Source organism: Streptomyces huiliensis, assembly GCF_020037025.1.
GTDB lineage: Bacteria > Actinomycetota > Actinomycetes > Streptomycetales > Streptomycetaceae > Streptomyces > Streptomyces huiliensis.
Genome location: NZ_JAIQLH010000288.1, coordinates 1 through 2,115, shown reverse-complemented (window position 1 = coordinate 2,115; position 2,115 = coordinate 1). Strand labels below are relative to the sequence as shown.

Annotated in this window: 2 protein-coding genes and 1 pseudogene; 1 reads left to right on the top strand and 2 read right to left on the bottom strand. The window is 77.0% G+C overall.

Annotated features, from left to right (window positions below):
- The first annotated feature begins 60 nt into the window (after positions 1–60).
- Positions 61–876, top strand: a complete 816-nt coding sequence (locus JNW98_RS31285; protein WP_223771679.1) for a class I SAM-dependent methyltransferase — start codon at positions 61–63, stop codon at positions 874–876.
- Between the two features lie 148 nt (positions 877–1,024).
- On the opposite strand, the gene JNW98_RS31280 is transcribed toward JNW98_RS31285, so the two are convergent.
- Positions 1,025–1,462, bottom strand: coding sequence for an NUDIX hydrolase (locus tag JNW98_RS31280; protein WP_223771678.1), 438 nt, complete (start codon positions 1,460–1,462; stop codon positions 1,025–1,027).
- Positions 1,459–2,115 (bottom strand): annotated as a pseudogene (locus JNW98_RS31275) (CHAD domain-containing protein); the annotation flags it as partial. The gene JNW98_RS31280 and the pseudogene JNW98_RS31275, both read right to left, overlap by 4 nt.

Below are 2,115 nucleotides of genomic sequence, written 5' to 3'. Positions count from 1 at the left end.
CCAAAGAGTGATCCGGCCCTCACGGTCCGGCGCAGAACCGGAACCGCTTACGCTCGGTGCATGGCCGCCGCCCGCCCCGCCCCCGCCCCGCAGCACCGCCCCGTCGGGACGGCGACGCGCGGTACGACCAATCCGAACCGGTTGCGCCGGATGGACCGCTGGATCACCGCCGCCCACGCCCCCGCGCTGCGCCGCGCCGCCGACCCCGTCGCCGTCGACCTCGGCTACGGGGCCGCCCCCTGGACCGCCGTCGAGCTCCTGGACCGGCTGCGCCGGGTGCGCGCCGACGCGCGGGTGGTCGGCGTCGAGATCGACCCGGCCCGTGTCGCCGCCGCCGTACCCTACGAACGCGACGGGCTGACCTTCGCCCACGGCGGCTTCGAGGTGCCCCTCCCGGCCGGCCGGCGACCGCTGATCATCCGGGCGGCGAACGTGCTCCGGCAGTACGACGAGGCGTCGGTCGCCGCCGTCTGGGCGCGGCTCCGCGCCCGGCTCGACCCCGACGGGCTGCTCGTCGAGGGCACCTGCGACGAGATCGGGCGGCGGCACGTGTGGGTCGCGCTGGGCCCGGAGGGCCCCCGGACCGTCACCTTCGCGACGCGGCTCGGGTCGCTCGGGGCGCCGTCGGATCTGGCGGAGCGGCTGCCCAAGGCGCTCATCCACCGGAACGTGCCCGGGGAGCCCGTGCACGCTTTTCTGCGGGACTTCGACCGGGCTTGGGCGGCTGCCGCTCCTTACGCTTCGCTCGGTGCCCGGCAGCGGTGGATCCGGGCCGTCTCGTCGCTGGCCGGCGACTGGCCGCTCGCCGACGGGCCTCGGCGGTGGCGGCAGGGGGAGGTCACGGTGCGGTGGGAGGCGGTGGCCCCTCGGGGGTAGGCGCGCCCCGGTCCCTCCCCTTCGCCGCTTCCTGGGGCTGCGCCCCAGACCCCCTTTCGCGGCTCCGCCGCTCGTCCTCAAACGCCGGACGGGCTGAAAGTGCCCGCTCAGGCACTTTCAGCCCGTCCGGCGTTTGGAGGGGCCGGGGCTACTCCCCCAGGACGCGCAGCAGCGCGTCCACCAGCCCCCGGTCCCGCTCGTGCGTCAAATGAGCTCGCGCCTCGTCGGCAGGCAGCCAGGCCAACCGGTCCACCTCCCGGTTGGGGGCAAAGGTGCCGCCGGCGGACCGGGCCGCCCAGTACCGGACCTCCTTGAGGCGGCCGTCGGCGACCGGGTAGCGGGACGTCGGGAGGACCGGCCCCAGGACGCAGTCCATCCCCGTCTCCTCGCGGACCTCCCGCAGCGCCCCCACCCACGCGTCCTCCCCCCGCTTGAGCTTGCCCTTCGGAAAGGACCAGTCCAGGTACTTCGGCCGGTGGACGAGCGCGAGCTCGACGCCGCCGTCGGGCCCGTGCCGCCACAGGACGCACCCCGCCGCGCGGACGACCGCGTCCTCCGTGCCGGCCTCCGGCCTTATCGGCCTCACCGGGAAGCCACCCCCGTCCGCTGCCAGATCCGGCCGAAGGCGAAGCGTGCCGCCTCGACCTCGTACCGCTGATCGGCGTGGAGGACGCCGAGGGCGTAGGCGGTGGCGGGGGCGATGCGCGGGGTGCGGGCGGCGGCCGCGGCGTAGGCGGCGGACTCGGCCGCGTCGCGGTGCCGGTCGAGGGCCTGGCCGGCGCTCAGCAGCCGGGTGGTGAGGCCGGGTTCCACCTCCGTCTGGCGCTGCTCGTCGAGCACCTCCTGCGCGTACCGGCGCAACCGCACCAGCAGTCGCACCTGGTGCCAGGGGGCGTCCTGCCGGCTCTCGGCCGCCGGGACGCCCGCGTCGGCGAGGCCGTGGGAGAGGGCCTCGGCGTTGTAGGGCAGGCCGGCGGCGGCCAGGGGCAGGGTGTCGACGGCCTCCAGGAGGAGCCGGTGGCTCTGCTCGGCCAGCAGCGGGAGGGCTTCCTGGGCCCGCAGGTCGTGGGCGGCCGGGTCCAGCGGCGGGTCGGTCGACAGGACGGCGACGGCGTCGGCGACCGCGTGGAAGCGCGCGGAGCCCAGCGCCTGGAGCGCCGCCGAGTGGGCGCGCGTCCGCGCCAGCGTCAGCTGGCGCTCCAGCAGCGCGCCGGCGCGCGCGGCGCCCACGGCGGGCGC